Genomic DNA, 25,949 nt, shown 5'->3' with positions numbered 1-25,949 from the left:
ATTGACAGTGTGCTGTCGCAATGTCAGGATGCTGTCATAAGGCACGGGGTCCGAGGAGGAACCATGAACGCCACCGCAGGCCGCAAGCCCGTCCATCTCGCCGTCTACGACACCTTCGCCGACTGGGAGACCGGCCACGCCACGGCCCACCTCGCCCGGTCCGGCCACGAGATCCGCACGGCCGGCCCGTCCACCGCCCCCGTCACCAGCATCGGCGGCCTGCGCGTCCGGCCCGACCTGGCCCTGGACGACGTCCGGCCCGAGGACAGCTCCCTGCTGATCCTCCCGGGCGCCGACCTCTGGGACACTTCGGACGACCTCGCGCCCTTCGCCCGCACGGCCCGCGCGTTCCTGGCGGCGGGCGTCCCGGTCGCCGCGATCTGCGGGGCCACCGCCGGACTGGCCCGGGAAGGCCTGCTCGACGACCGGGCCCACACCAGCGCGGTCTCCTTCTACCTGGCCGCGACCGGCTACGCGGGCGGCGAGCACTACGTCGAGACCGACTCCGTCACCGACGCGGGTCTGGTGACCGCCGGTCCCACCGAGCCCGTCGCCTTCGCCCGGGAGATCCTCCGGCTGCTCGGCGTGTACGAGGGCGAGGTGCTGGACGCCTGGTACCGGCTGTTCCACGACTCCGACGCGTCGGCCTACGCGGTGCTGGAGAAGGCCGGGGCGCTGTGAGCCGGGAGCGTCAGGAACTGCTCAGCCGCAGCGCCCTCGGGGTGTTCCGGCTGAACGGCCAGTTCCTCGCCGTCGCGGAGGAGCTGGCCCGGCCGGCCGGGCTCACCGCCGCCTGGTGGCAGGTGCTCGGCGCGGTCCTCGGGGAGCCGCTGCCCGTCTCGGGCATCGCCCGCGCCATGGGGATCACGCGGCAGAGCGTGCAGCGCATCGCCGATCTGCTGGTGGAGCGGGGTCTCGCGGAGTACCGGCCGAACCCGGCGCACCGCCGGGCCAAGCTCCTCGCGCCGACCGGGGAGGGGCGCGCGGCGATCGCCCGGATCGACCCGGGGCACGCGGCCTTCGCCGACCGGCTGGCGGAGGAGTTCGGGGAGGCGGAGCTGGCGGAGGCGGTGCGGCTGCTGGAGCGGCTGTCGAAGGTGCTCGACGCGACGGGCCCGCCTGTTACGGAACCGTAGACGTCTCCCAGGTCACCCGGCCCCCGCCCCGCACTATTCTCGGTTCGTTGCTCGCGTGTGGGGGGAAGGCGGCGGAGCGATGGAGACGTTGGGGCCGGGGGATCCGCAGGGCATCGGTGCCTATCGGCTGCTGGCGCGGCTCGGGGCGGGCGGCATGGGGCACGTGTACCTGGCCCGTTCGGAGCGGGGCCGTACCGTCGCCGTGAAGCTGGTCCGCGAGGAACTCGCCGCGCAGGAGGAGTTCCGCGAGCGGTTCCGGCAGGAGGTGCGGGCCGCGCGGCGGGTCGGCGGGTACTGGACCGCGCCGGTGCTGGACGCCGACACCGAGGCCGCCGTGCCGTGGGTCGCCACCGGGTACGTCGCCGGGCCGAGTCTGCAGCAGGTCGTCGGGCACGACCACGGGGCACTGCCGGAGCGGACGGTCCGCATCCTCGCGGCCGGGCTCGCGCACGCGCTCAAGGACATCCACGCCGCCGGCATCGTCCACCGCGACCTCAAGCCGTCCAACGTGCTGGTCACCATCGACGGGCCGCGCGTCATCGACTTCGGCATCGCACGCGCCCTGGAGACCGTGACCGACGGCGGGCTCACGCGTACCGGTGCGCTTGTCGGATCGCCGGGCTTCATGGCGCCCGAGCAAGTGCGGGGCGACCGCATCACCCCGGCGTGCGACGTCTTCTGCCTCGGCTCGGTCCTCGCCTACGCCGCCACCGGCAAGCTGCCGTTCGGCACCGCCAACAGCGGTGTGCACGCCCTGATGTTCCGCATCGCCCAGGAGGAACCGGACCTGGCGGGCGTGCCCGAGGGCATCGCCGACCTGGTCCGCGACTGCCTGCGCAAGGACCCGGCCACCCGGCCGAGCCTCGACCGCGTCCTGCAGCGCACGGGCGCGGACGACACCGTCTCCGACGGCCGCGCCCTCGACCCGTGGCTCCCGAGCGCCCTGGTGGCCCAACTGGGCCGCCACGCGGTCCGCTTGCTCGACGCGGAGAACCCGGAGGGCGACCTCACCCCGGGCGCCGGTGCGGGAGCCCGGCCCGGGACCGGACCCGTCCCGCCGCCGGTCTCTGCCCAGGGCTCCGCACCGGATGCGGCCACCCGCCCTGACCCGGACTCCGCGGGCGGACCCGGCTCCGGCGCTGTCGGTGCCTCTGCTCCCGTCGGCCACGGTGGACCTGTCGCTCCCGCCGGCACCGGTGCTGCCAACGGCTCTGCTCCTCCCGGTCACGGTGGACCTGTCGCTCCCGCCGGCACCGGTGCTGCCAACGGCTCTGTTCCTCCCGGCCATGGCGGACCTGTCGCTCCCGCCGGCACCGGTGCTGCCAACGGCTCTGCTCCTGCCGGTCACGGCGGACCTGTCGCTCCTGCGGGCCATGGCGGTCCCGGCGGGCCTGTCTCTCCCGTGGGCCAGGGCGATCCCGGCGGGCCTGTCGCTCCCGCCGGGCCGTCCGGCCCGGGGCCCGTCTCCGCCGGAGGCCCTGGCTCTGTCTCGGCCGGCGGCTCCGGTCCCGTCTCCGCCGGAGGGCCGGGACGGGTCCCGGCCGGAAACCCGGGACCCGTCCCCGCCGGAGGCTCCGGTTCCGGGCCTGGTTCCACGCCCGAGCACGCTCCCGTCGCCGACGGGCCCGGGCCCGTGCCGTCGGGCTCCGGTGTCACTCCCGGTCCGCCTCCGCCGTCTCCGCCGGGGTCGGGGACACCCCTCGATCACCTGCCCACCATGGTCGCGGGCCAGGGCCCGGCCGTCCCTGCGCCGCCGCCGGTCGCGTCCCCAGGTCCGGGCGTCCCCCCGCAGGCCTCGATGCCCCCGCCCCCGTACCCGGCCTACGGCTACCCGCAGCAGCACCCGCAGCCCGGCCCCTCGGGCGGGGCGCCGTACCCCGGCTACGGCGGCCTCGGCCCCACCCCGCCCTACGGCCCGACCCCGCCCTACGGCCCCGGGCAGGAGCCGCCCCGGCGGGACGGCCGGTCCACCGCGCTGCTCGTCGTGATCGCCCTGGTCGTCGCGCTGGCGGCGGGCGGGACCGTGTACGCGCTGATGCAGGGCGGCGGCGGCCGGACCGACGGCGACGCCACGCCCGCTCCCACACCCACCGTGAGCACCGACGCCTCCCCGACGACCACCCAGGACCCGTCACCCGCGCCCTCCCCCTCCCCGACGGACGGCGCGGTCCCGACCGCGTACCTCGGCACCTGGACCACCACCATCGACAACGCCGACGGACAGCACAGCCGCCGGCTCACCCTCCAGCAGGGCGAGCCGGGCGACACGGTCCTGTCCCTCGTGGCGGACGGCCCGACCAAGGACGGCGGCACCTACCACTGCGTCTTCGAGGGCGAACTGACCACCACCCCCGGTGCCGACGGCCCGCTGAGGATCGGCCCGTCCACCGTGACCGTCGGGCAGCCGCGCACCGCCTGCACCCCGGGCGCGGCCACCGAGATCACCGTCCTCCCGGACGGCACGCTCCAGCGCACCAACACCAGCAGCGGGGAACGGCTGACGTACACGAGGCAGTGACGAACTCCCGTACGGCGGCGCATGCTTGAGGGCCGGCACCCCAGCCCCGGGAGGACACATGCGCCCCAGCAGAAGAACGGTCCTGACCGCCACGGCGGCCACCGCGGCGGCGGGAGCGGCGGTGACCGGCCCGGCCGAGGCCGCACCGCACCCCGGCACCGGCCGCCCTCCGGCGACGGCCCAGCGCCCGGGCCGCGCACTGCGCGCCCTGTTACGGGAGATCGACCCGCGCCGCATCGAGGCGACCATCCACAAGCTGGTCTCCTTCGGCACCCGGCACACCCTGTCCTCGCAGGACGACCCGGTGCGCGGCATCGGCGCGGCCCGCGACTGGCTGCTGTCCGAGCTCCGCTCGTACGCCGCCGCGTCGGGCGGCCGGATGACCGTCGAACTCCAGTCGTACGTCCAGGAACCGGCCCCGCGCATCCCCACCGCCACCCGCATCACCAACGTCGTCGCCACACTGCGCGGCTCGGTCACGCCCGACCGGGTCTACGTCGTCGCCGGCCACTACGACTCCCGCGTCACCGACGTCATGGACGCCACGTCCGACGCGCCCGGCGCGGACGACGACGCCTCGGGCGTGGCCGTCGTCCTGGAACTGGCCCGGGTGCTGGCCCGGCGCCGCCCGGCCTCGACGATCGTGTTCGCGGCGGTGGCGGGGGAGGAGCAGGGCCTGTACGGCTCGGGCCACCTGGCGCAGCGGCTGAAGGAGGCCGGGACGGACGTCCAGGGCATGTTCACCAACGACATCGTCGGCAGTTCCACGGCGGACGACGGCACACGGGACCCGTACACGATCCGTCTCTTCGCCGAGGGCGTGCCGTCCTCGGAGACCCCCGAACAGGCCGCGGTGCGCCGCTCGGTGGGCGGCGAGAACGACTCCGCGACCCGTCAACTGGCCCGGTTCGTCCGCGACGTGGCCGACAACGACGCGACCGGCATGCGCGTGCGCGTGATCCACCGCCGCGACCGCTACCGCAGGGGCGGCGACCACATCCCGTTCCTCGAACGCGGCTACCCGGCGGCCCGCTTCACCGAGCCCGCCGAGGACTTCGCCCACCAGCACCAGGACGTGCGCGTGGACGGGACGGGCAAGCAGTACGGCGACCTGCCGGAGTTCTGCGACCCGGACTTCACGGCCCGGGTGGCCCGGGTCAACGCGGCGACGCTGTGGACCCTCGCCCAGGCGCCGGGCACACCGCGCGGCGCGAAGATCCTCACGTCCACCCTCACGAACGCGACGGAACTGGTGTGGACCCGGGGTCCGGAACCCGACCTCGCGGGCTACGAGGTGGTCTGGCGGGAGCCGACGGCGCCGGAGTGGACCCATGTCATCCCGGTGGGCGACGTGACGGCCCACGAGGTGGACCTGTCGAAGGACAACGTCTTCTTCGGGGTGCGGGCGGTCGGCGGATCGGGCCTGCGCAGCCCGGTCGCGTTCCCCGACCCGGCGTGACGCCGGGGCACGCCACCTGCCGGGGTCACCAGGTCGGCCCGGCCGCCCGGGCCCTCACCGGGGCTCCGGCGGCCGCTGCCGGGGCATGTTCGGCCGGGCCCCGCCGTGCGGCGGCACGGTGAACCTGCCGTTCACGCCGCCCGCGTCCGCCGGCCGGCCCGAGCCCGGGAACACCACCGCCTGCACGCCCACCGGCGCGCACCCGCCGCGGAACTCCCCCATCCAGTCGGCCGTCTCCACGCGCACCAGCTCGGTGACGTCCTCGGAGAACCTCCGCAGCACCCCCAGGCACCGCTCGGCCGCCTCCCCGGCCGTGCCCTCCGTCGGCCCCAGCACCTCCCGCACGCTCTCGGCCGCCCAGTCGAACTGCAGCGCCTGCAACCGCCGCTGCACGGCCTGCGCGGTCGCCACGTCCCGCATCCATCCGGACGTCAGCCCGAAACACCGGTCGACCGCCACACACGCCACCGCCAGCAGCAGCGCCAGACACCCCCAGGGCGCGATCCCGCCCGCCACCCCGGTCAGGTCCAGCAGGGGCAGCGCGACCCCGGTCACCGCCCCCGTCGCGGCCCCGCAGCGCAGCCCCCGCGCGCACCGCCGCTTCCACACCCGGTCCGCCAGGTACCAGGCCGCCGTGTGCAGCGCCCCGCGCTCCACCCACCGGTACAGCTCGTCCAGCCGGGCCGCCGGCTCCCCCCAGTCCCCGAGCGGAAGGGGCCGCCCGGTCAGATCGCCCGGCCGCGGCCGGGCCGCCTGCTCGCCCCGCCCGTCCTGAGGCGGCCCCTCGGGCTGCATCTCCGGCTGACCCACCCGGCACTCCCTACTGACCACGAACGACCACGCACGGTGCGCTCACCGATCACGCTGCGCGACCCACCGACACGACGACCGACCCACGTGACACACCCGACACGCACGACACGTGAGGTCCGCATCCGGAACGCGCCGGACCCTTCCTACCCCCCTATGGGTGGCGAAGGCGTGGCTTTCGCCGCTTTTCCGCCCGGAAGTATTCCTTGATCGGTTATGGGGCGCGAGGGGGACTCACTCGAAAGAGTGCCGGGGCGACGGCAGGCCCGACCACGTAGGCTCGTGCCGAGCGGGAAAACCCGTACCGAGCAAGGAGCTGATCGTGATCCCCGGTGGTGGCCAGCCCAACATGCAGCAGTTGCTTCAGCAGGCCCAGAAGATGCAACAGGACCTGGCGCGGGCGCAGGAGGAACTGGCGCAGACGGAGGTCGACGGGCAGGCGGGCGGCGGCCTGGTGAAGGCCACCGTCACCGGCGCCGGCGAGCTGCGCGCCCTGAAGATCGACCCGAAGGCGGTGGACCCGGAGGACACCGAGACCCTCGCCGACCTCGTGGTGGCGGCCGTGCAGGCGGCCAACGAGAACGCGCAGGCGCTCCAGCAGCAGAAGCTGGGCCCGCTCGCGCAGGGCCTGGGCGGCGGCGGCATCCCCGGCCTGCCGTTCTGACCCCGCGTACCGCCTTCCTCGGACAGGCGGCTGACAACTACGGTACGTACGGGAGGCCGCGTACCGGCCTCGCAGACCCAGGAAGGGCAGTCCGTTGTACGAAGGCGTGGTCCAGGACCTGATCGACGAGCTGGGGCGGCTGCCCGGCGTCGGTCCCAAGAGCGCCCAGCGGATCGCCTTCCACATCCTCCAGGCCGAGCCGACGGACGTACGGCGTCTCGCGCAGGCCCTGATGGAGGTCAAGGCGAAGGTCCGCTTCTGCGCGACCTGCGGCAACGTCGCGCAGGAGGAGCTGTGCAACATCTGCCGCGACACCCGCCGCGACCCGGCCGTCATCTGCGTGGTCGAGGAGCCCAAGGACGTCGTGGCGATCGAACGCACGCGTGAGTTCCGGGGGCGGTACCACGTCCTGGGCGGCGCGATCAGCCCGATCGACGGCGTGGGCCCCGACGACCTGCGCATCAGGGAGCTGCTGGCCCGTCTCGCCGACGGCACCGTCACGGAGCTCATCCTCGCCACGGACCCGAACCTGGAGGGCGAGGCGACGGCGACGTACCTCGCGCGCATGATCAAACCCATGGGCCTGAAGGTCACCCGCCTGGCCAGCGGCCTCCCGGTGGGCGGCGACCTGGAATACGCGGACGAGGTCACGCTCGGCCGCGCCTTCGAGGGGAGACGACTCCTAGATGTCTGACGCCACGCTGCACGCGACCGGTCGGAACCCGGACGACTTCGCGGTCCAGATCGCGGACCAGGTCGAGAGCTTCCTGGTCGCCGTCACAGAGGTAGCCAAGGGCGACGAGCCGGAATCCGCCGTGCCCTTCCTGCTCCTGGAGGTCTCACAGCTGCTCCTGGCCGGCGGCCGGCTCGGCGCGCACGAGGACATCGTGCCGGACGAGCGCTACGAGCCCGACACGGGCCCGGACGCGGACGTCGACGAACTCCGCGAGAACCTCGCCCGGCTGCTGGACCCGATCGACGTCTACTCCGAGGTCTTCGACCCCTACGAGCCCCGCAAGGCCCCGGTGCCGGCCCGGATCTCCGACGACCTCACGGACGTCATCACGGACCTGCGCCACGGCATGGCCCACTACCGCGCGGGCCGTACCACCGAGGCCCTGTGGTGGTGGCAGTTCTCGTACTTCTCCAACTGGGGCTCCACCGCCTCGGCCACCCTGCGGGCCCTGCAGTCGGTCCTCGCCCACGTCCGCCTGAACCAGCCCCTCGCCGAACTCGACGGGCTGGACACGGATCAGGGCATGGGCGACGACACGCTGGAGATCGAGGCGGGCCGGGTCATGGCCGAGGAGATCGCCGGACCGCTGGGGCTGCGCCCGGCGAAGTAGCCGGTCGGATCGGAACGGCCGTACCGGTGACGGCGATTCCGGTGTCCGTGCCCTCCGGCACGGACACCGTGATGACGCTCGGCCGTCCCATGTCGACCCCCTGATGGATCGTCAGGGTCGCCGGAGGCGTGACGAGTCCGAGCTCCCTGAGGTAGCCGCCGAGCGCGGCGGCCGCCGCTCCCGTCGCCGGGTCCTCGACCACACCGCCGGGCGGGAACGGGTTGCGGGCGTGGAAGACGGTGGGGGACTCCCGCCGGACCAGGTCGACGGTGGTCCAGCCGGCGCGGGCCATCAGGGCGGCCAGTGCGGGCATGTCGTAGTCCAGGGCGGCCAGCCGGTCCGGGCTCGTGGTGGCGAGGATCGGGTGCCAGGCCCCGCCGAAGGCCGCGCGCGGCGGCAGGCCCGGGTCCAGGTCCGCCGTGGACCAGCCCAGGATCGCCAGCAGTTCGGCCAGCTCCGCCTCGCCGATCGGCGCCGTGCGCGGCGCGACGCTCACCAGGGTCGCCACGAGCGTGCCGTCGGCCGCCCGTTCGGTCGTGACGGGGACCAGGCCCGCCGCCGTGCGCAGCAGCAGGCGCCCGGGGCCGTGCCGCTCCGCGTGGGCCACGGCCGTCGCGACCGTCGCGTGGCCGCAGAACGGCACCTCCGCCAGCGGGCTGAAGTACCTGACCGCCAGGGAGCCGTCGCAGGCCCGCGTGACGAACGCCGTCTCCGAGTAGCCCACTTCGGCCGCCGCCGCCAGCATCGCCGCGTCGTCGGCACCGTCCGCGTCGAGCACCACCCCCGCGGGGTTGCCGCCCTCGGGGTCCGTGCTGAACGCCACGTAGCGCAGTATCTCCATGGCGCCGAAGGTAACGGGCGCACGTGGCGGACGCGTCCGGTTTTCCCGCGCCCAGGCCGCCGGGGCGCGATGATGTCCGCATGACGACGGGGCGGGCGAAGGCGTTGACGTGGACGGGGATCGGGCTGTGCGCGGCCGGGGCCCTCGGGTTGCTCGTGGGCGCGGTGCTGGACGTCGAGGCGGCCGACCCCTGGGCGAGTGTGGCCGGCGGTGCCGCCGCCCTGATCGGGCTGGCGCTGGTGCTGTACGGGTTGCTCCAGGGCGCGCCCGGCGGTACCTCGGTCACCGCGGGCGGCACCCGGTCGGTCGCCGCCGGCGGGAGCATCGGCACGGTCTCGACGGGCGACGGCCCGGCCACCCCGCCTCCCGCGCCCCCGGCGACCCCGCCGTCCCCGCCCTCGCCCGGCCCGGCGGTCCCGCCCTCGCCCGGCCCGGCGGCCCCGCGGACCGTGACCGCCTCCGGTGAGCGTGCGATCGCCGCGGGCGGTGACATCGGCTCCGCCTCCACCGGCGACGGTCCCGGCACCGGCGCCAACGGGACCTCACCCTGAGTGAGCCGGCGCCCCGCGCCGCGGGGTGCCTGTGACGCCGGGCACTTTCTCGCGTGGCCCGTGCCCAGATGGGCATGAGCCCCTCTGGACGGGCGCCGGATCTCACCATGCGATATCGCGGAGGGGTTTTTCGGGCGCTCGTTAGACTGAGCCGACCGCGGTACGAATGCGTATGAGCGGATAGAGACGGATTGAGCGAGGAGCGCACGTGGGCCTTGTCGTGCAGAAGTACGGAGGCTCCTCCGTAGCCGATGCCGAGGGCATCAAGCGCGTCGCCAAGCGGATCGTGGAAGCGAAGCAGAGCGGCAACCAGGTGGTTGCCGTCGTTTCCGCGATGGGCGACACGACGGACGAGCTGATCGATCTCGCCGAGCAGGTTTCCCCGATGCCTGCCGGGCGCGAGCTCGACATGCTGCTGACCGCCGGAGAGCGGATCTCCATGGCCCTGCTGGCCATGGCGATCAAAAAGCTGGGTCACGAGGCCCAGTCGTTCACCGGAAGCCAGGCAGGTGTCATCACCGACTCGGTCCACAACAAAGCCCGGATCATCGACGTCACGCCGGGGCGCATCAAGACGTCGGTGGACGAGGGCAACATCGCGATCGTCGCCGGTTTCCAGGGCGTCAGCCAGGACACCAAGGACATCACCACGCTCGGCCGCGGCGGCTCCGACACCACGGCGGTGGCCCTCGCCGCCGCGCTCGACGCCGACGTGTGCGAGATCTACACCGACGTGGACGGCGTGTTCACCGCCGACCCGCGTGTGGTGAAGAAGGCCCGGAAGATCGACTGGATCTCCTTCGAGGACATGCTCGAACTGGCGGCGTCCGGGTCCAAGGTGCTGCTTCACCGCTGCGTGGAGTACGCCCGCCGGTACAACATCCCGATCCACGTCCGGTCCAGCTTCAGCGGACTGCAGGGCACGTGGGTCAGCAGCGAGCCGATCGATCAAGGGGACAAGCAGGTGGAGCAGGCTCTCATCTCCGGTGTCGCGCACGACACCTCCGAGGCCAAGGTCACGGTCGTCGGCGTGCCGGACAAGCCGGGCGAGGCGGCCTCGATCTTCCGCACGATCGCCGACGCCGAGATCAACATCGACATGGTCGTGCAGAACGTGTCCGCCGCCTCCACGGGCCTGACGGACATCTCCTTCACGCTGCCGAAGACCGAGGGCCGCAAGGCCATCGACGCGCTGGAGAAGAACAAGGCGGGCATCGGCTTCGACTCCCTGCGCTACGACGACCAGATCGGCAAGATCTCCCTCGTCGGCGCCGGCATGAAGACCAACCCGGGCGTCACGGCCGACTTCTTCACGGCCCTGTCCGACGCGGGCGTGAACATCGAGCTGATCTCGACCTCCGAGATCCGCATCTCGGTCGTCACGCGCGCCGACGACGTGCCCGAGGCCGTCCGCGCCGTGCACTCCGCCTTCGGGCTCGACTCCGACAGCGACGAGGCCGTCGTCTACGGAGGCACCGGCCGCTGATGGCCGACCTTCGACGGGGCGGCCGGACCGACCGCTCGGGCCGGCCCACGCTCGCCGTGGTGGGAGCGACCGGAGCCGTCGGCACGGTCCTCCTCCAGATCCTCTCCCAGCGGGCGGACGTCTGGGGCGAGATCCGACTCGTCGCCTCCCCGCGCTCGGCCGGCCGCAAGCTGGCCGTGCGCGGTGAGGAGACCGAGGTCGTGGCGCTCACCGAGGAGGTCTTCGACGGAGTCGACGTCGCCCTGTTCGACGTCCCCGACGAGGTCGCCGGGCGGTGGGCGCCCCTGGCCGCCGCCAAGGGCGCGGTGGTCGTCGACAACTCGGGCACGTTCCGGATGGATCCGGACGTGCCGCTCGTCGTGCCCGAGGTCAATCCGCACGCCGTGCGGATGCGCCCGCGCGGCATCATCGCCAACCCCAGCTGCACGACGCTCTCCATGATCGTGGCCCTGGGCGCGCTGCACGCCGAGTTCGGGCTGCGCGAGCTGGTCGCCTCCACGTACCAGGCCGTCAGCGGCGCCGGGCGCGACGGCGTGGCGACCCTGCGGCAGCAGCTGTCCCTGGTCGCCGGGACCGAGCTGGGCACCAGCCCGGGTGACGTACGGCGGGCCGTCGGCGACCGCACCGGGCCGTTCCCGGAGCCGGTCGCGCTGAACGTCGTGCCGTGGGCAGGCGAGCCCCGGGACGACGGCTGGTCCTCGGAGGAGCTGAAGGTGCGGGGCGAGTCCCGCAAGATCCTCGGACTGCCCGAGCTGCCCGTCGCCGTCACGTGCGTGCGCGTCCCGGTGATCACCACGCACTCCCTGACCGTGCACGCCCGCTTCGAGGGCGAGGTCACCGTCGACAAGGCCCGTGAGATCCTCGCCACGGCCCCCGGTGTCGTGCTGTTCGACAACCCGGCCGCCGGGGAGTTCCCGACCCCCGCCGACGTCGTCGGCACCGATCCGACCTGGGTCGGGCGGGTGCGGCGGGCCCTGGACGACCCGACCGCGCTCGAACTCTTCGTGTGCGGGGACAACCTGCGCAAGGGCTCCGCGCTCAACACCGCCCAGATCGCCGAGCTGGTGGCGGCCGAACTGCGCTGACGGCCGGGCCGGACCGCGGCGCTCGGCCCCGCGGCAAAACCCCGGGCCGATGTCAGAGGCGGTTTGTAGGATCTGTGAACGACATGTGAGCTGGTCGATGATCCGGACCACTTGTCCCGAGGCCGTCGGCAGCAGAGGATTTATCTCCCCGCTCTCCGCAACCGCGCGAAGGGCGGGGAGCGTCTTTGCGGTCGCCTCTTCGGCCGTGGGAGCGCTTCATCAGGCGTGGGGACGCCTGGAACCGGACGTGGGGACGTCCGTTCACATCTGGACATAGGGGAAGAGCGGGACGCATGAGGGCATTTAATGCACCATCGGTTGTGCTGCCTGACGCGGGTAGACCGCCGACGGCGACGGTCGGCGTGAAAGTGATGCCCGGCACGTACAACCCTCACGGGGGTCAGCGTGTCCAACAGGCGTGGCAGAGGTACTCGACTTCAGCGCGGCACGCGGCACGGTCCTTCGACCGCCCCGTCCGGCGGCTCTCCGACCCCGCATGGCCGGTACGCCCGGTGGCATGCCGGTGATCGCGCCCGTGCCCGCAGCGCGGCCGGCCCGCATCCCGAACCAGCGTGACGGCGCCGAGGACGGTGTCGCGGCCGGCACGACCGTCGACCACCTCACCGAGACCTACCGGGCGCACTACCGCTCGCTGCTGGGTCTCGCCGCCCTCCTCCTCGACGACACGGCCTCCTGCGAGGACGTGGTCCAGGAGGCCTTCATCCGTGTCCACTCCGCCCGCAAGCGGGTCCGCGACCCCGAGAAGACCCTGGCGTACCTGCGCCAGACGGTCGTCAACCTCTCGCGCTCGGCGCTGCGCCGCCGCATCCTCGGCCTGAAGCTGCTGTCGAAGCCCATGCCCGACATGGCCAGCGCCGAGGAAGGGGCCTACGACCAGCTGGAGCGCGACTCCCTCATCAAGGCGATGAAGGGCCTGCAGCGCCGCCAGCGCGAGGTGCTGGTGCTGCGCTACTTCGCGGACATGACCGAGGCGCAGGTCGCCGAGACGCTCGGCATATCCCTCGGCTCGGTCAAGGCGTACGGCTCGCGCGGGATCGCGGCGCTCAGGCTGGCCATGGAGGCCCCGGTATGAGCGCACCGGACGGCGCGCCCCGTGACGGGCGCGACCGGCACGAGCCCTTCGAGTGGCACGAGCCGACCAGGCTGCACGGGCAAGATCCGAAGCAATCGCACGCTGGGAACGGAACTGTGAACCACGGCCCCGACGACCAGGGCCCCCAGGGGCTCGACTCGGACGAGCTGGACCTGCGCACGATGCTGCACCAGGCGGTGCAGGAGGTGGAGCCGCGCGACGGCACGCTGGAGTACCTGCGCAAGGCGGTGCCCCAGCGGCGCACCCGCAAGCGGCAGGCCGTCGTGGGCATGGCCGCCGCCGCGCTCTTCATCGGCACGGCCATCCCCGCCCTCGTCCACGTCTCCAACGCCACCGGCTCCGACGCCAACCCGTCCGCCATCGGCCACGCCTCCGAGACCCAGGGCGGCGCGAGCGAGGGCAAGGGCCCCGACGGCGGTCAGAGCACCGCGGGCGGCTCCTCGGGCAAGACCGAGGGCAAGGAGAAGGACGACAAGAAGGAGAAGGAGAAGGGCAAGGGCGGCTCCGGCACGGGCAGCGGCTCGTCCCAGGGCACCGGCCCCTCCTCCACCACCGCCGCCGGCATCCCCGCCTGCACCGCGGCCCAGCTCGGCCCGGCGTCCGGGAGCAGCAACGCCCCCGACTCGACCGGCGCCGTCTCGGGCTCCTTCCGTGTCACGAACGTCTCCGGCGCCGCCTGCACGGTCACCGGCCCGGGCTCCGTGAGCGCGCTGGCGCAGGGCGCGGCCGACATCAGCAAGGTGGGCTCGGCCCGGCACGCGGCCGGGGACGCGGCGGCGGGGCTGCTGCCCGACCCGTCCCTGGAGGCCGCCGAGGTGGTCCTCCAGCCGGGCCTCGGCTACGACGTGAGGTTCGCCTGGGTGCCCTCGGAGACCTGCCCGCCGGCCGGTGGCAGCGTCGGCGGCCCCGACCCCAGCCCCGACCCGACGCCCTCGGAGGACCCGGCGACCACGGCCGGCACGTCCACCGGCGGCGACACGGGCACGGCCCCGCAACTGGCCCGGGAGGACGGCACGGTCGACGGCAGCGTCGCCGTGACGTACACGCCCGCCACGGGCTCCGGCGGGTCCTCGGTCGTCGTCCCGAACGCGTGCGCGGGGACGGTGTACTGGACGGGGATCCTGGCGGGGGCGTAGCCGCTACGTCCGACGCCGCGGGCGGGTGCTGCGGGCGGCTGCCGCGAGGGGTGTCGCCCTGCTCCAAGAGCCCGGCGACGGCGCCCTCGCTCCGGCGAACTGCGGACCCGCCCGGCCGCGGCGATCCTGCGGGGCGGTTCGTCCCGGCCTCGGCGACGCCGCCGGTCGGGTTCGCTCCGGGTTCCGGGGCACGGCGGTTCGGTTCCCCCTCGCCTGAGCGACACTGTGCCGGGCCGGTTCTCCCCGGCCTCGGTCCGGACCGCCGCTACTTCGCGGCGGCCTCCGCGGTGACCGGCTCCTCGTCCGGCACCAGGCCCAGGGCCGCGTCCCGCGCGAACTCCACCTCGCGCCGCAGCAACCGGAACCACATGAAGATCACGAACCCGACGAAGGCGAACCACTCGGCGGTGTAACCGAGGTTCTGGAACGCCTTCAGGTCCAGCCCCGTGTCCGGCGGCGCCGCGGCCGGCACGGCCTTCATCCCCGAGTCGGCCCGGGCCAGCGTGACCCACGCGTCGTACACGTCGTACGGCACCAGGTTCACCAGCGACGCCGCGCTGATCGCCCCGGTCTGCCCGGACGGCAACCCGCCCTGCGCACTGACCCCGTTGTCGCCCGGCGTCTCCGACGCCTGCAGCGCCCCGGTCACCGTGACCTCGCCCCGCGGCGCGGCGGGCGCCTCGGACGCGTCGGCGGCCCCGGGCAGCCACCCGCGCACCACCGGCAGCGCCTCGCCCGAGTCGGTGCGCAGCAGCGTGAGCACGTAGAAGCCCTGCCGGCCGTCCAGCTCCCGGCCCGGCACCAGCAACTGCTTTCCGTAGCGCCCGGTCGCGGTGACCTGCTTGCCGGACGTCGCCTTGGTCACCGGCAGCATCTCCGCCAGCGGCCGCGGCGCCTCGCGCGCGGCGTCGGAGACCTGCTCGGTCGCCGTGCGATGGTCCTGCACGCGGTCCTCGAACCGGCCCAGCTGCCAGGACCCCATGAAGATGCAGAAGGGGATCGACAGCAGCACGAAGACGTTGATCCCCCACCATCGGGGCGTCAGCAGAAACCGGTACACACCCCCACGGTACGGGGCTGCCGGCCCGCCCCGGCCCGCGGGGGTGGGCAACGGCCGGCGGGGGGACCGGTGGAGGTTGTCCACAGGCTGGGGACCTGGCCAGCGAAAAGCCGCGGAAGGCGGGCAGTATGGGGCCATGACTGAGAGCAACGGGTCCGGCGCACGGAATGAGCGGGACCAGCAGGAGCACGCGGCGGGGGCGGCACAGCAGGAGCGGATGCCCGACTGGGAGAAGCGCTTTCGGGCGCCCCGGGTGTCCCTGCCCGACTGGGCGGAGGACGCGCCGGACCGCTCCCTGTTCGTGTCGAACGCGACGGGGACGTACGAGTTGTACGCCTGGGACCGGTCCACGGGCGAGCAGCGCCAGGTGACGGACCGGCCCAACGGCACGACGGACGGGGTGCTGTCACCGGACGGCGCCTGGATCTGGTGGTTCGACGACAAGGACGGCGACGAGTTCGGCGTGTGGCGCCGCCAGCCCTTCGCGGGCGGCGCGGACGAGCCGGCCGCCGAGGGCCTGGAGGCCTCCTACCCCGCGGGTCTCGCCCTCGGCCGCGACGGCCGCACGGCGGTCGTGGGCCGCTCCACGGACGAGGACGGCACGACGATCCACCTCGTGCGCACCGGCGAGGCCCCGGTGGAGATCTACCGCCACCGCGAGTCGGCCGGCGTCGGCGACCTCTCCCACGACGGTTCGCTCATCGCCATCGAGCACACCGAGCACGGCGACGCCATGCACTCGGCGCTGCGCGTCCTGCGCCCGGACGGCACGGCGGTGGCCGATCTGGACGACACCGAGGGCGGAACCCGCGAGCTGGGCCTGGAGGTCCTCGGCTTCGCTCCCGTCGACGGCGACACGCGCCTGCTCATCGGGCACCAGCGCCGCGGCCGCTGGGAGCCCCTCGTCTGGGACGTGGCCTCCGGCGAACAGACGGACCTGGCGCTGGAGCTGCCCGGCGACGTCAGCGCCGAGTGGTACCCGGACGGCACGGGCCTGCTCATCGTGCACAGCTTCGAAGCCCGCAGCGAGCTGTTCCGCTACGACCTGGCGAGCCGCGCCCTGGCGGAGATCCCCACCCCGCAGGGCACGGTCTCCGGCGCCACGGCCCGGCCCGACGGCAGCGTGGAGTACCTGTGGTCCTCGGCGGCCGAGCCGTCGGCGGTGCGCTCCACGGCGGGCGGTGTCGTCCTCGACCCGCCGGGCCTGAAGTCGCCCGGCTCGGTGCCGGTGGAGGACGTGTGGGTGGAGGGGCCGGGCGGCCGCATCCACGCCCTCGTCCAGAAGCCGCAGGGCGCGAGTGGTCCGCTCCCCACGGTCTTCGACATCCACGGCGGCCCGACCTGGCACGACAGCGACTCCTTCGCGGCGGGGCCGGCGGCCTGGGTCGATCACGGCTATGCGGTGATCCGTGTCAACTACCGCGGCTCCACGGGCTACGGCCGCGCCTGGACGGACGCGCTGAAGCACCGGGTGGGCCTCATCGAGCTGGAGGACATCGCCGCGGTCCGCGAGTGGGCCGTCTCCTCGGGCCTGGCCGACCCCGAGCGGCTCGTCCTGACCGGCGGCTCCTGGGGCGGCTACCTCACCCTGCTCGGCCTCGGCGTCCAGCCCGACGCGTGGGCCGTGGGCATCGCGGCGGTGCCGGTCGCGGACTACGTCACGGCGTACCACGACGAGATGGAGGCACTGAAGGCGATGGACCGCACGCTCCTCGGCGGCACGCCGGAGGAGGTGCCGGAGCGTTTCGAGGCGTCGTCCCCGCTGACGTACGTCGACCGGGTCACGGCACCGGTGTACATCTCGGCCGGCGTCAACGATCCGCGCTGCCCGATCCGCCAGATCGAGAACTACGTCAAGCGCCTGGAGGCGAGGGGCGCGGTCCACGAGGTGTACCGGTACGACGCGGGGCACGGGTCGCTGGTCGTGGACGAGCGGATCAAGCAGGTACGGCTGGAACTGGAGTTCGCGGAGCGGCACCTCAAGGGGGTTTCGGGCGCCCAGTAGCCGGGAGGGGTTCCGGGCACCCAGGAGCTCCCGGGGGGGGCGGGGTGGTGTGCCGGCTGCGGGTGCTGTGTGGCCGGCCGCGCAGTTCCCCGCGCCCCTGGGTCCGCTTCACCACGCGCGTCACCCGCGGGCAGTCGTGGGTGCGCCACGCGCGTCACCCGCGGGCAGTCGTGGGTGCGCCACGCGCGTCACCCGCGGGCAGTCGTGGGTGCGCCACCCGCGCCACCCGCTAGGCAGTCGTGTGTGCGCCACGCGTGTCACCCGCGGGCAGTCGTGTGTGCGCCACGCGTGTCACCCGCGGGCAGTCGTGTGTGCGCCACCCGCGTCACCCGCGGGCAGTCGTGCCGCTGGGGCGGCACGGGTGGGCGCGGGCGGCACCCCGCAGCGCCGGGTCGCGCGACGCCCCGGCCCGGCACGAATCCCGGGCACCTCGTGACGCCGAGCCGTGAGAGACACCGCTCGGCGTCGCACCGCCCGGCGTCGCACCGCCCGGCGTCACGCCCCGGTCCGCTCCCGCCGCCTCCGCCCCAGCAACTCCGCCAACCCCCGCCGCGTCGCCGCCAGCACCACCCGGTCCCCGGCCCCCAGCACGTACGTGGGAGGCAGATCCCACACCAGCCCCGACGCCCCGGCCCGCTCCTCAGCCGGCGCCTCACCGTCCCGCCGCCCCCCGGACGGCGCCGTGTTGAGCGCCAGCACCCGCCACGCCCCGGCCCGGAACGCCTCCCCGACCGTCCGCCCCTCCAGCTGCGGATGCCCGCCCACCTCCAGCTCCGCGAACAACAGCACCCGCCGCTCCACCGGGATCGCCCCGAGGATCTGACGCCCCATCATCGCCCCGGCGAACGCGGGCGCGGCCAGATGCGACACACTCCGGCTCCGGGTCAGCGCCGACGGATGCGCGGCCCGCAGCGTGCGGTACACGGCCGTCGCGAAGTCGTCGTCGTACAGCCGCAGCACCACCCGCAGATCCGGCCGCACGGACCGGGCGTACAGCGACGCCTCCAGATTCGTCGTGTCCACGCTGGTGAGCGCCAGCAGCGCGGACGCCCGGTGGATCTTCGCCGCCTCCAGCACACCCTCCTGCGTGACGTCCCCGAGCACCACCGGCACCCGCAGCCGCCGCGCCGTGGCGAGCCCCCGTGCCTCCGGGTCGGACTCCACGCACACCACCGGAATGTGCAGCTCCCGCAGCCGCGTCAGCACCCGCGTGCCGATCTTCCCGAGCCCCAGCAGCACCACATGCCCGCCCAGCCCCCGGGGTGGCTTGCGCAGCGCCGACGCACTGCGGAAGGTGCCCAGCGCCTCCAGCACCGCGGCCAGCAGCACCGGCAGCAGCAGCAACCCGACCAGCCCGGACAGCAGTTGGAGGACCTGCCGTCCGGTCGTGGCGTGGAACGCGGGGTCGTTGATGCCGAACAGATCGAGCAGCGTCACGTACGTCGCGTACAGGGGGTGCTCCCCGGTCACGACCATCAGCGCGACGGCGAGCGCCAGCACGCACCCCACCAGCCCGGCCAGCGACCACCGCAGCCGGCGCGAGAACAGCGAGGCGAACGGCGGCACCCCACCCCGTCCCGACGGCAGCGACGGCCCGGAGTACGACACCTGCTCCAGGACCACGGTCCCGCGCCCGGTCGCCGACGCCACCGCCGCCTCGTCCGGCAGCAGCCGCGGCCCCTGCTCCCCGCTGCCCTCGGAGCCGTCGGCCCCGGCCGGGTCGCTGCTCGTCGCGGACAGCAACGCCAGCGTGCACAGCCCCGGGTCGGCCACCTCGCCCGGCCGCGGCGGCTGCCGTTCCACGGCCCGCAGCACCAGGCCTTCCGTCTGGACGACCTTGCTGGTGCCGACCAGGGCGGTGGCCGCCAGGGCGGGCGCTGCCGTGTCCGCGTCGGACAGCACGGTCGTCGACGCGTCGAACCCCGCGGGCCCCGGGCCCGTACCGGAGGCCACGGCGGCCGTCTGGTCCAGCAGTTCCTCGATGTGCTGCCCCAACCGGCGGTTGTACAGGCGCAGGACGAGCCGCAGGCGGGGGTTGATCCGGCGGGCGGTGAGCGCGCCGCGGATGTTGGTCTCGTCGTCGTCGTACACCAGCGCCAGCGCGGCCGCCCGGTCCGCGCCCGCCTCGCCGAGCACGGTCTCGGTGACCTCGGCGGCCTCCACGACCTGTTCGGCCGAAGCCGGTTCGGGGCCGCCCGTGCCGGTGCGGTGGGCGGCCGCGTTCACGAATCGGTCGAGCAGCGCGGCCGACGCGGCCCGGGCCCGCCCGACCACCGGCTGCCGCACCCGGCGCCCCGAGGGCGGCACGACGAGCGTGACCTGTTCGCCGTAGACACCGCGCAGTTCGGCGGCCAGCCGGTGCGCGAGTCCGTCGTCGCCGCACACGATCATGTGCGTGGCCGGATGACCCGGCTGCCCTTGGTTCGGAACGCTCCCCACGGGGAGAAGACTGCCCCACCGGGGCGGCTGGTTCCAGAAGAGGACGGTGCGGCGTGAACGGCGGGGCCGCTTCACCCGTACATCAGGGGAGGGGAGGGACATGCCCTCGCGCACCACCGGAGGTACCGGGCCCGTGGCCACCACGAAGACCACCCCGACCACCCCGACCACCCCGACCACCCCGGCCGACCCCGAGCACACGGACCCGGCCGGGGACGAGAAGGAGGCGGGCCACCTCAACTCCCCCCTCGCGCTGACCCTCCTGCTGCTCACGGCGGTGATGTTCCAGGACCCGATCCGCGGCGCCCTGTCCGCACCGGTGATGCAGAGCTGGATGACCGTGTTCGTCGCGGTGATGGTCCAGGCGCTGCCGTTCCTGGTGCTGGGCGTCCTGCTCTCGGCGGCCATCGCGGTGTTCGTGCCGCCGTCGTTCTTCGCCCGGGCCCTGCCGCGGCGCCCGGCCCTGGCGGTGCCGGTCGCGGGCGCGGCGGGCGCGGTGCTGCCCGGCTGCGAGTGCGCGTCGGTGCCGGTGGCCGGGGCGCTGGTGCGCAGGGGCGTCACCCCGGCGGCGGCCCTGGCGTTCCTCCTCTCGGCACCGGCCATCAACCCGATCGTGCTGACGGCGACGGCCGTGGCGTTCCCGGGGAACCCCGAGATGGTCCTGGCCCGGTTCGTCGCGAGCCTGCTGGTGGCCTGCGCGATGGGCTGGCTCTGGCACCGCGTCGGCCGCACCGACTGGCTGCGCACCCCGGCCCGGACCGCGTACGACGGTCAGGGACGCGGCGCGGCCTTCTGGGGCTCGGTCCGCCACGACGTGACGCACGCGGGCGGTTTCCTCGTCATCGGCGCGATGGCGGCGGCGACCCTCAAGGCGGTCGTACCGGCGCACTGGCTGGCCCTCGCCGCCGGCCACCCCGTCCTCTCCGTCCTGGCCCTCGCCGTCCTTGCCGTGCTGCTGTCGATCTGCTCGGAGGCGGACGCGTTCGTGGCGGCGTCCCTCACCCAGTTCTCCCTGACGGCCCGTCTGACGTTCCTGGTGGTCGGCCCGATGGTCGACCTCAAGCTGTTCGCGATGCAGGCGGGCACCTTCGGCCGCGCCTTCGCCCTGCGCTTCGCCCCCGCGACCCTCGCCCTGGCCGTGATCGTCTCGGCCCTCACCGGAACGGTCCTGCTGTGAACCGCCTCGCCCAGTCGGCCCTGCTGTTCCTGCTCGGCGCCACCCTGCTGCACGCCGGCACCACCGACCTGTACCTCCGCTACGTCAAGGAGGGTCTGCGCCCCCTGGTGCTGCTGGCGGGCGCGGTCCTGCTCGCGACGGCGGCGGCGACCCTCTACTACGACCGGCGCGCCCCCGCCCGCGGCCGCCACCACGAGCCCCGCGTCTCCTGGCTGCTCACCCTGCCCGTCCTCGCCCTGATCCTGGTCGCCCCGCCGGCCCTCGGCTCCTACAGCGCGTCCCACACGGGCACGGCCCTGACGAAACCCTTCGGCTTCCCGGCCCTGCCCGCGGGCGACGGTCCCCTCCGCCTGGCCGTCGCCGACTACGCGGGCCGCGCGATCTACGACAAGGGCCGCTCCCTGCGCGACCGCGACCTGAGGATCACGGGTTTCGTCACCTTGGACCGCGACGGCACCCCCTACCTGGTCCGCATGGGCCTCAACTGCTGTGCCGCGGACGCCCAGCCGGTCAAGATCGCCCTCACCGGCGCCGTCCCCCCGGTCCTGAGCCCCGACACCTGGCTGGAGATCACCGGCCGCTACACCCCCCGCCGCACCCGGGACCCGGTCAACAACGGCCCCGTCCCCTACATCGAGGTCATCACCTCCCGCCCCGTCCCACCGCCCCACGACCCGTACGACGAGACGTGGAACACCTGAACCGCTGTGTGGCCGGGCCGGTTCGGGGTACCCGAAGGACACCGCTGATCAGCGAGGAGTAGGCATGACCACACTCCACGGCGAGCACACGGCGGAACTCGACCGCCCGTTCCCGCCCGAGGCGGTCCGCGAGGAACTGGCGCGGGCCGACCGCCGGGCCGGCCTGACCCTGGCCACCCTGGGCGCGGCCCTGACCGCCCTCCTCACCGCGATCACCGCGGGCGTCCTCACCCCCACCCAGTACGCCGCGGTCCCCCAACTCCTCCTCTGGACAGGCTGCGCGGCCTGCGCCCCTGCCCTGGTCCTGCTGAGCCTGGCCACGCGCCACCAGCCACTCCCGCCCCCCGGCACCCCGCGCCCGCTCGTGACCCGCACGACGACCGCCAAACACCGCCACATACGCCACGCCATGGCCTGGGGCACGCTGTTCCTGATCCTGACGCTGGCGGGAACGCTGACCGGTGCGCTGACTTAGCCCGGCACCGGCTCCGGAAAAGGTGCACCACCCGTCCTCAGTGCCTGGCGGCGATCATCTTCGTTGCCACCTCGGGCTGCACCTGGCGGCAGCTGCCGCCGGTGTTCGGGCCGGCTTGGCCCACCGTCTACCGGCGCTCCGCCCAGTGGAGCCGGGACCGGGTCTGGGCCAGGCTGCACCGCGTCATCCTCGACGAACTCGGTGCCCGGGGCGAGCTGGACTGGTCGCGGTGCGTGATCGACTCTGTCAGCGTCCGGGCGGCAAGAGAGGGGCCACTGACCGGACCGAATCCGACCGACCGCGGCAAGCCGGGATCGAAAATCCACCTCATCACCGACCGGAACGGCGTGCCACTGTCGCTGGGTATCTCCGGCGCCGACATGCACGACAGCCTCGGCCTCAAGCCGCTCGTGCGCGGGATCCCGCCCATCCGCTCCCGCCGCGGGCCCGCGCCGCCGGCGTCCGACCAAGCTCCACGCCGACGCCGACAAGGGTTACGACTACGACCACCTGCGGAAGTGGCTTCGCGAGCGTCGCATCCGCCACCGGATCGCACGCAAGGGCATCGAATCGTCCGCGCGGCTCGGCCGATACCGCTGGGTGGTCGAGAGAACGGTCTCCTGGCTGGCCGGATGCCGAAGGCTGCACCGCCGCTACGAACGCAAAGCCGAGCACTTCCTCGCGTTCGTTGCCATCGCCGCAGCCCTCATCGGATATCGCTGTCTCAGCAGATGAGCCTGGCCTCCCGCGCAGCTGCTGACCAGGCTCGCGTTGTCACCGGCAGCCCGTAAGGTGCGCTCACCATCTCGAAGGAGGAACTGCCATGGGATTCTCGGGTCACCTGGTCTTCGCTCGCAGCAACCGCCCCCTGCTGGAAGCTCCCGTCTTCGACAGCCTCGACGAAGAACTGACGGCAACCGTGCACACATGGGAGTCACGGTCGGGCGGCTGGCAGACGCTTCAGGTCGATTCCGGGACATGGGACGCCGCGGACCTGCCCGCCCTGGTGGACTGGAGCAGTGCGCCGGCCTGCGTCGCCGACGTCTCCGACAGTTCCCTCGCTCTCGTGACCGGGCTGGACACCACCGGACAGCGCTGGCAGGCGTGGCTCAACCTGGACATGGCCGCCAGGCTTCTGGCCGAGGAGCCCGAAGACCTCGAGGATCAACTCCTGTGGCTGGACACGCCAGAGTTCGACGAAGCCGTCAGACATAAGCACGCCGAACTCGACGCCGAGATACCCACCGACGCCGAGGGCGCAGTTGCCTGGGCCGCAGCTGCTGGTGTCCCCGTCACGCCGGAGACGGCCAGGATTGAAGAGCTGCTTCGCTCACACGAGACCTTCGCAGAAGACCTCTTCAGTATGCTGCTCGACCAGTTGGGCTTTCCCCAGGCCACTCAAGCTCTCGCCTGAACCCTCAGAGACGGCGTCTTACTCGCCGGTATTCCGAATCCCGGCGCTCCGGGGAACGTCCGTTCGGTCAATTCCGGCTCGCAGGCGAGAAATCAGGACACATCTCTTCCCGTCCGTTTGCGGCAGCACGGCTCGACGGCAGCATGGTCAGGCTCGAACGGCGCGACGCGCCGCGGAAGTGAGACCGTCGGAGGTGCTGGTGAATCAGGCGTGGCCGCCGTCCACCTTTCTCGGCCGGTTGCGGAATGCCACACGCAAGGAACTCCTGGGCCAAGGCACCCCCATCGCCTACCCACCGCATCGGGCGCTGCTCAAGCGCATCCCCGATGTCTGCGAGAGGGCGTCGACTCGGTGCGATCAGCCATGTGGGTGAGCAGATTGCTTTCTCGCCTGGGGCTGACCCACGAGGTGCCTGCACGACGAAGACACCGCGTCCGCTCTACGGCCGCGCCGGGGGCCGGCGTTATCCCCGCGCCCCAGGCCTTGAATCGCCCTGCTGAGGCACCGTAGGACGGGACTGCACGGAGCGGCCCGACGGGCGTAGATGCCGCTCCGGATCGCGGATACCGGCGATTTCCCCCAGCCCGATTACGTACGGCCTCAGCCGTTCCTGCAGTTGGCTGAGCTCCGCGCGGAATGCGGCGTGCTGTGGCCACTCGGATTCATCCTGATCGGGGTGGCGGTCTTCGAAGTCTTTCAGGCTGGGGTGCCACTTGGCTAGGAACGGAGCGAGCTCGAAGTTGAGAACATCCAGAGCTAGTTCGTACACAGAGTCCCCCTTGGCAGGGGGAGGAGGAGTCGTGTAAGCCTCCAGCGGCTCGCGATAAAGATCGAACAGCGCCTTGAGCGAGGTGAGGGCCTCGCGCAAGTTCCCACTGCCGTCTTCCAGTGGGCGAGTGGCCACCCGGGTGGCGGCTTGGAAGAACATCCGTTGGGCGGCCTGACGCATGTCCGCCTTGGTGGTGAACGACATTTCGTTGCCGAAGAGGACGAGGCGGACCTCCGTCAGCTGTGCTGACCTGCGGTACAGCTCCAAACCGAGGACTGCGGCGACGCCGGCGAGGCAGCCCACGATGATCGACAGCCGCTGTCCGCCTGTCTGGCTGATCGCGTATGCGGCGATACCGATCACGCTGCCTGTAACGCCGGCTAACACAGTGCGTAAACCCATGCGCACCGCGCCGTTGCTTCCACGCCCACTCCGACTGTCCACAGGCCCCCCTGCGCTGACGCTTCGTCTTGTCTGGCGGCCTTAGTGTCTTGACCCGACGGCCACCTCCTGCTCTCCGGGGCTGAGCTCTGCGCCGGTGAACATGGTCATGCCACTCTAGAAGGGTGCGTGGGTAGCTGCTGGCGACAGTGCCCCCGAACTTAAACGGGGCCCTCTTCTTGAACCACGTCAGCGATCTGCTGCGCGATCTCCTCAATGGAGTATTCGCTGGTGCTCATCGCCACTTTGCCCGCGAGGGAGGGGCTGTAGCGCCGAACGTCATCAGCGGTCAGGTCGTGCCAGATCGGCAGGAGTGACTGCTCCCCATGCACGTTACGAGTGACGAGTCCGTCAAGCTCGTGGTTGGGCCATCCCTTAGTGATGAAAGACGTCGAGAGCACGACGACGCCAAATCGGCTTGCCCTGATCCCTTCGTCGATCTTGCGGCGGAGGCTGTCCCCGATCCGCATCTGGGCTTCGTCTAGCCAGACCGCCACACCCAACTTGGTCAGCGCGTCCCGGAGGGGGCGGGCAACGGCTGCTTTGTCTTCCGAAGCGTGTGAGATGAACACGTCCCAGGTCTGGCCACCCAGCACGTCCCCCGGGGGTTCCTCCGGCTCGTGGATTGCGACGGACCGTGCCGGATTGCGCTGCGGCCCCCGGGCCGGCGGGAGGAACCCGCGTGGGGGCGGCTCTACCTGGACGGAAGCGCTGATGCGGCCAGGGAGACCGCCGAGGTCGACGGTGACGATCCAGTGTCCGCTATTGGGGATGGTGACCTGGAGCGGAGAGCGAGAGCGAGTGACGCTGCCACCGATGGCCCGGTACCTCTTTCCCGCCTTGTAACTGCTGTACGCGCTGCGGGTCATCACCTGCACGTTGGCCTTGTCGCGCACGGCGACGATGACCCTGGAGCCCTTCTTGAGGTTGCCGAGGTCTTTGTACAGGTGGTCCACGAGCTCTCCTAAGGGACGCGCGGTACAGCACGACCAGCCTAAGGACGAGCACTGACAACCAGGGAGCGCAAAACCAAGGCCAGCGTCGATTGCTTCGCCGCCGTTGCGTCTGGCTGCCCGCTTGCCGCGACGGCTCCCTCGGTGCACCTCCCCCGGGAGCCGGATGTCGAGCTTGGCTCCCAAACGGCTCCCAGAATGGCCCCCGGAACCACTCAGGGGCCTGACCCGCACTGCGGATCAGGCCCCTGACCTGGTGTTTCAGCTGTCGGGGTGGCGGGATTTGAACCCACGACCTCTTCGTCCCGAACGAAGCGCGCTGCCAAGCTGCGCTACACCCCGATGTCGCTGCTGTCGCGGCGACGACGT

Annotated in this window: 23 protein-coding genes, 1 tRNA gene and 1 pseudogene; 18 read left to right on the top strand and 7 right to left on the bottom strand. The window is 72.9% G+C overall.

Translation table 11 applies throughout. The features are described 5' to 3' along the window. The first annotated feature begins 63 nt into the window (after positions 1-63). The 4 genes from ACIGAQ_RS21085 (at position 64) to ACIGAQ_RS21070 (ending at position 5,113) form a co-directional block, all read left to right on the top strand. Positions 64-681, top strand: coding sequence for a type 1 glutamine amidotransferase family protein (locus ACIGAQ_RS21085; protein ID WP_399784920.1), 618 nt, complete (start codon positions 64-66; stop codon positions 679-681). Then, on the top strand, positions 678-1,136 hold the full coding sequence (locus ACIGAQ_RS21080; protein WP_399784918.1) for a MarR family winged helix-turn-helix transcriptional regulator: 459 nt from the start codon (positions 678-680) through the stop codon (positions 1,134-1,136). Before ACIGAQ_RS21085 ends, ACIGAQ_RS21080 begins: the two co-directional genes overlap by 4 nt. 79 nt (positions 1,137-1,215) lie before the next feature. Next, positions 1,216-3,654 carry a protein kinase gene (locus ACIGAQ_RS21075; RefSeq protein WP_399784915.1) on the top strand — a complete coding sequence of 813 codons (2,439 nt, stop codon included), beginning with the start codon at positions 1,216-1,218 and terminating at the stop codon, positions 3,652-3,654. Between the two features lie 58 nt (positions 3,655-3,712). Continuing rightward, positions 3,713-5,113 (top strand): M20/M25/M40 family metallo-hydrolase, encoded by a 1,401-nt coding sequence (locus ACIGAQ_RS21070; RefSeq protein ID WP_399784912.1) that lies wholly within the window; start codon positions 3,713-3,715, stop codon positions 5,111-5,113. A 54-nt stretch (positions 5,114-5,167) separates the two neighbouring features. Here ACIGAQ_RS21070 and ACIGAQ_RS21065 read toward each other — a convergent pair whose 3' ends face one another. Next, positions 5,168-5,923, bottom strand: a complete 756-nt coding sequence (locus tag ACIGAQ_RS21065; protein WP_311678014.1) for an SLATT domain-containing protein — start codon at positions 5,921-5,923, stop codon at positions 5,168-5,170. Between the two features lie 322 nt (positions 5,924-6,245). Here ACIGAQ_RS21065 and ACIGAQ_RS21060 point away from each other — a divergent pair, with 322 nt between their 5' ends. From ACIGAQ_RS21060 to ACIGAQ_RS21050, 3 genes are all read left to right on the top strand, one after another. Next, entirely contained in the window at positions 6,246-6,587 is a 342-nt protein-coding gene (locus ACIGAQ_RS21060; protein ID WP_309095136.1) for a YbaB/EbfC family nucleoid-associated protein, read from the top strand. 94 nt (positions 6,588-6,681) lie between these two features. Further along, positions 6,682-7,281, top strand: coding sequence for a recombination mediator RecR (gene recR, locus ACIGAQ_RS21055; RefSeq protein WP_003991835.1), 600 nt, complete (start codon positions 6,682-6,684; stop codon positions 7,279-7,281). Next, entirely contained in the window at positions 7,274-7,933 is a 660-nt protein-coding gene (locus ACIGAQ_RS21050) for a DUF5063 domain-containing protein (RefSeq protein WP_311678010.1), read from the top strand. Before recR ends, ACIGAQ_RS21050 begins: the two co-directional genes overlap by 8 nt. Here the strand turns inward: ACIGAQ_RS21050 and ACIGAQ_RS21045 are convergent. After that, positions 7,884-8,774, bottom strand: coding sequence for a PhzF family phenazine biosynthesis isomerase (locus ACIGAQ_RS21045; protein WP_399784907.1), 891 nt, complete (start codon positions 8,772-8,774; stop codon positions 7,884-7,886). The genes ACIGAQ_RS21050 and ACIGAQ_RS21045 overlap by 50 nt on opposite strands. Before the next feature lie 80 nt (positions 8,775-8,854). Here ACIGAQ_RS21045 and ACIGAQ_RS21040 point away from each other — a divergent pair, with 80 nt between their 5' ends. From ACIGAQ_RS21040 to ACIGAQ_RS21020, 5 genes are all read left to right on the top strand, one after another. Beyond that, positions 8,855-9,325 carry a hypothetical protein gene (locus ACIGAQ_RS21040; protein WP_399784904.1) on the top strand — a complete coding sequence of 157 codons (471 nt, stop codon included), beginning with the start codon at positions 8,855-8,857 and terminating at the stop codon, positions 9,323-9,325. A 208-nt stretch (positions 9,326-9,533) separates the two neighbouring features. Further along, positions 9,534-10,811, top strand: a complete 1,278-nt coding sequence (locus ACIGAQ_RS21035) for an aspartate kinase (protein WP_311678005.1) — start codon at positions 9,534-9,536, stop codon at positions 10,809-10,811. Next, entirely contained in the window at positions 10,811-11,896 is a 1,086-nt protein-coding gene (locus ACIGAQ_RS21030) for an aspartate-semialdehyde dehydrogenase (RefSeq protein WP_311678003.1), read from the top strand. The genes ACIGAQ_RS21035 and ACIGAQ_RS21030 overlap by 1 nt, the downstream gene beginning before the upstream one ends. Before the next feature lie 517 nt (positions 11,897-12,413). Then, positions 12,414-12,989, top strand: a complete 576-nt coding sequence (locus ACIGAQ_RS21025) for a SigE family RNA polymerase sigma factor (RefSeq protein WP_274822111.1) — start codon at positions 12,414-12,416, stop codon at positions 12,987-12,989. A 116-nt stretch (positions 12,990-13,105) separates the two neighbouring features. Then, on the top strand, positions 13,106-14,146 hold the full coding sequence (locus ACIGAQ_RS21020; protein WP_399784899.1) for a hypothetical protein: 1,041 nt from the start codon (positions 13,106-13,108) through the stop codon (positions 14,144-14,146). Between the two features lie 265 nt (positions 14,147-14,411). Here ACIGAQ_RS21020 and ACIGAQ_RS21015 read toward each other — a convergent pair whose 3' ends face one another. Further along, positions 14,412-15,206: an SURF1 family protein gene (locus tag ACIGAQ_RS21015; protein ID WP_362276449.1), complete on the bottom strand. Its 795-nt coding sequence runs from the start codon at positions 15,204-15,206 to the stop codon at positions 14,412-14,414. 136 nt (positions 15,207-15,342) lie between these two features. On the opposite strand from ACIGAQ_RS21015, the gene ACIGAQ_RS21010 reads away from it, so the two are divergent. After that, a complete protein-coding gene (locus ACIGAQ_RS21010; RefSeq protein WP_362276451.1) occupies positions 15,343-17,211 on the top strand; it encodes a prolyl oligopeptidase family serine peptidase in 1,869 nt (622 codons plus the stop codon). Positions 17,212-17,706: 495 nt separating this feature from the next. Here the strand turns inward: ACIGAQ_RS21010 and ACIGAQ_RS21005 are convergent, their stop codons facing one another. Beyond that, the gene (locus tag ACIGAQ_RS21005) at positions 17,707-19,602 is read right to left on the bottom strand and encodes a potassium channel family protein (RefSeq protein ID WP_399785879.1); all 1,896 of its coding nucleotides are present in this window, start codon (positions 19,600-19,602) and stop codon (positions 17,707-17,709) included. Between the two features lie 148 nt (positions 19,603-19,750). On the opposite strand from ACIGAQ_RS21005, the gene ACIGAQ_RS21000 reads away from it, so the two are divergent. The 5 genes and pseudogenes from ACIGAQ_RS21000 to ACIGAQ_RS20980 all read left to right on the top strand — a co-directional run bounded on the left by ACIGAQ_RS21000 (position 19,751) and on the right by ACIGAQ_RS20980 (position 23,417). After that, complete coding sequence (locus tag ACIGAQ_RS21000) at positions 19,751-20,827, top strand: permease (RefSeq protein WP_399784896.1); 1,077 nt, start codon at positions 19,751-19,753, stop codon at positions 20,825-20,827. Beyond that, positions 20,824-21,528, top strand: a complete 705-nt coding sequence (locus tag ACIGAQ_RS20995) for a TIGR03943 family putative permease subunit (RefSeq protein WP_399784893.1) — start codon at positions 20,824-20,826, stop codon at positions 21,526-21,528. Before ACIGAQ_RS21000 ends, ACIGAQ_RS20995 begins: the two co-directional genes overlap by 4 nt. Positions 21,529-21,592: 64 nt before the next feature. Beyond that, on the top strand, positions 21,593-22,003 hold the full coding sequence (locus ACIGAQ_RS20990) for a hypothetical protein (protein WP_399784890.1): 411 nt from the start codon (positions 21,593-21,595) through the stop codon (positions 22,001-22,003). 38 nt (positions 22,004-22,041) lie between these two features. Then, positions 22,042-22,738: pseudogene (locus ACIGAQ_RS20985) on the top strand (IS5 family transposase); the annotation flags it as partial. 88 nt (positions 22,739-22,826) lie between these two features. Continuing rightward, positions 22,827-23,417, top strand: coding sequence for a hypothetical protein (locus ACIGAQ_RS20980; RefSeq protein ID WP_399784888.1), 591 nt, complete (start codon positions 22,827-22,829; stop codon positions 23,415-23,417). Between the two features lie 463 nt (positions 23,418-23,880). On the opposite strand, the gene ACIGAQ_RS20975 is transcribed toward ACIGAQ_RS20980, so the two are convergent. The 3 genes from ACIGAQ_RS20975 to ACIGAQ_RS20965 all read right to left on the bottom strand — a co-directional run bounded on the left by ACIGAQ_RS20975 (position 23,881) and on the right by ACIGAQ_RS20965 (position 25,922). After that, entirely contained in the window at positions 23,881-24,549 is a 669-nt protein-coding gene (locus tag ACIGAQ_RS20975) for a hypothetical protein (RefSeq protein WP_399784885.1), read from the bottom strand. A 239-nt stretch (positions 24,550-24,788) separates the two neighbouring features. Beyond that, the gene (locus ACIGAQ_RS20970; RefSeq protein ID WP_399784882.1) at positions 24,789-25,583 is read right to left on the bottom strand and encodes a DUF1883 domain-containing protein; all 795 of its coding nucleotides are present in this window, start codon (positions 25,581-25,583) and stop codon (positions 24,789-24,791) included. 265 nt (positions 25,584-25,848) lie between these two features. Beyond that, a tRNA-Pro gene (locus tag ACIGAQ_RS20965) sits at positions 25,849-25,922 on the bottom strand. Between the last annotated feature and the right edge of the window lie 27 nt (positions 25,923-25,949).

Origin of the sequence: Streptomyces sp. NPDC085932 (assembly GCF_044540525.1) — a bacterium.
GTDB lineage: Bacteria > Actinomycetota > Actinomycetes > Streptomycetales > Streptomycetaceae > Streptomyces > Streptomyces levis.
The sequence above is the reverse complement of the archived record's forward strand: the minus strand, read 5'-3'. Positions and strand labels throughout refer to the sequence as shown.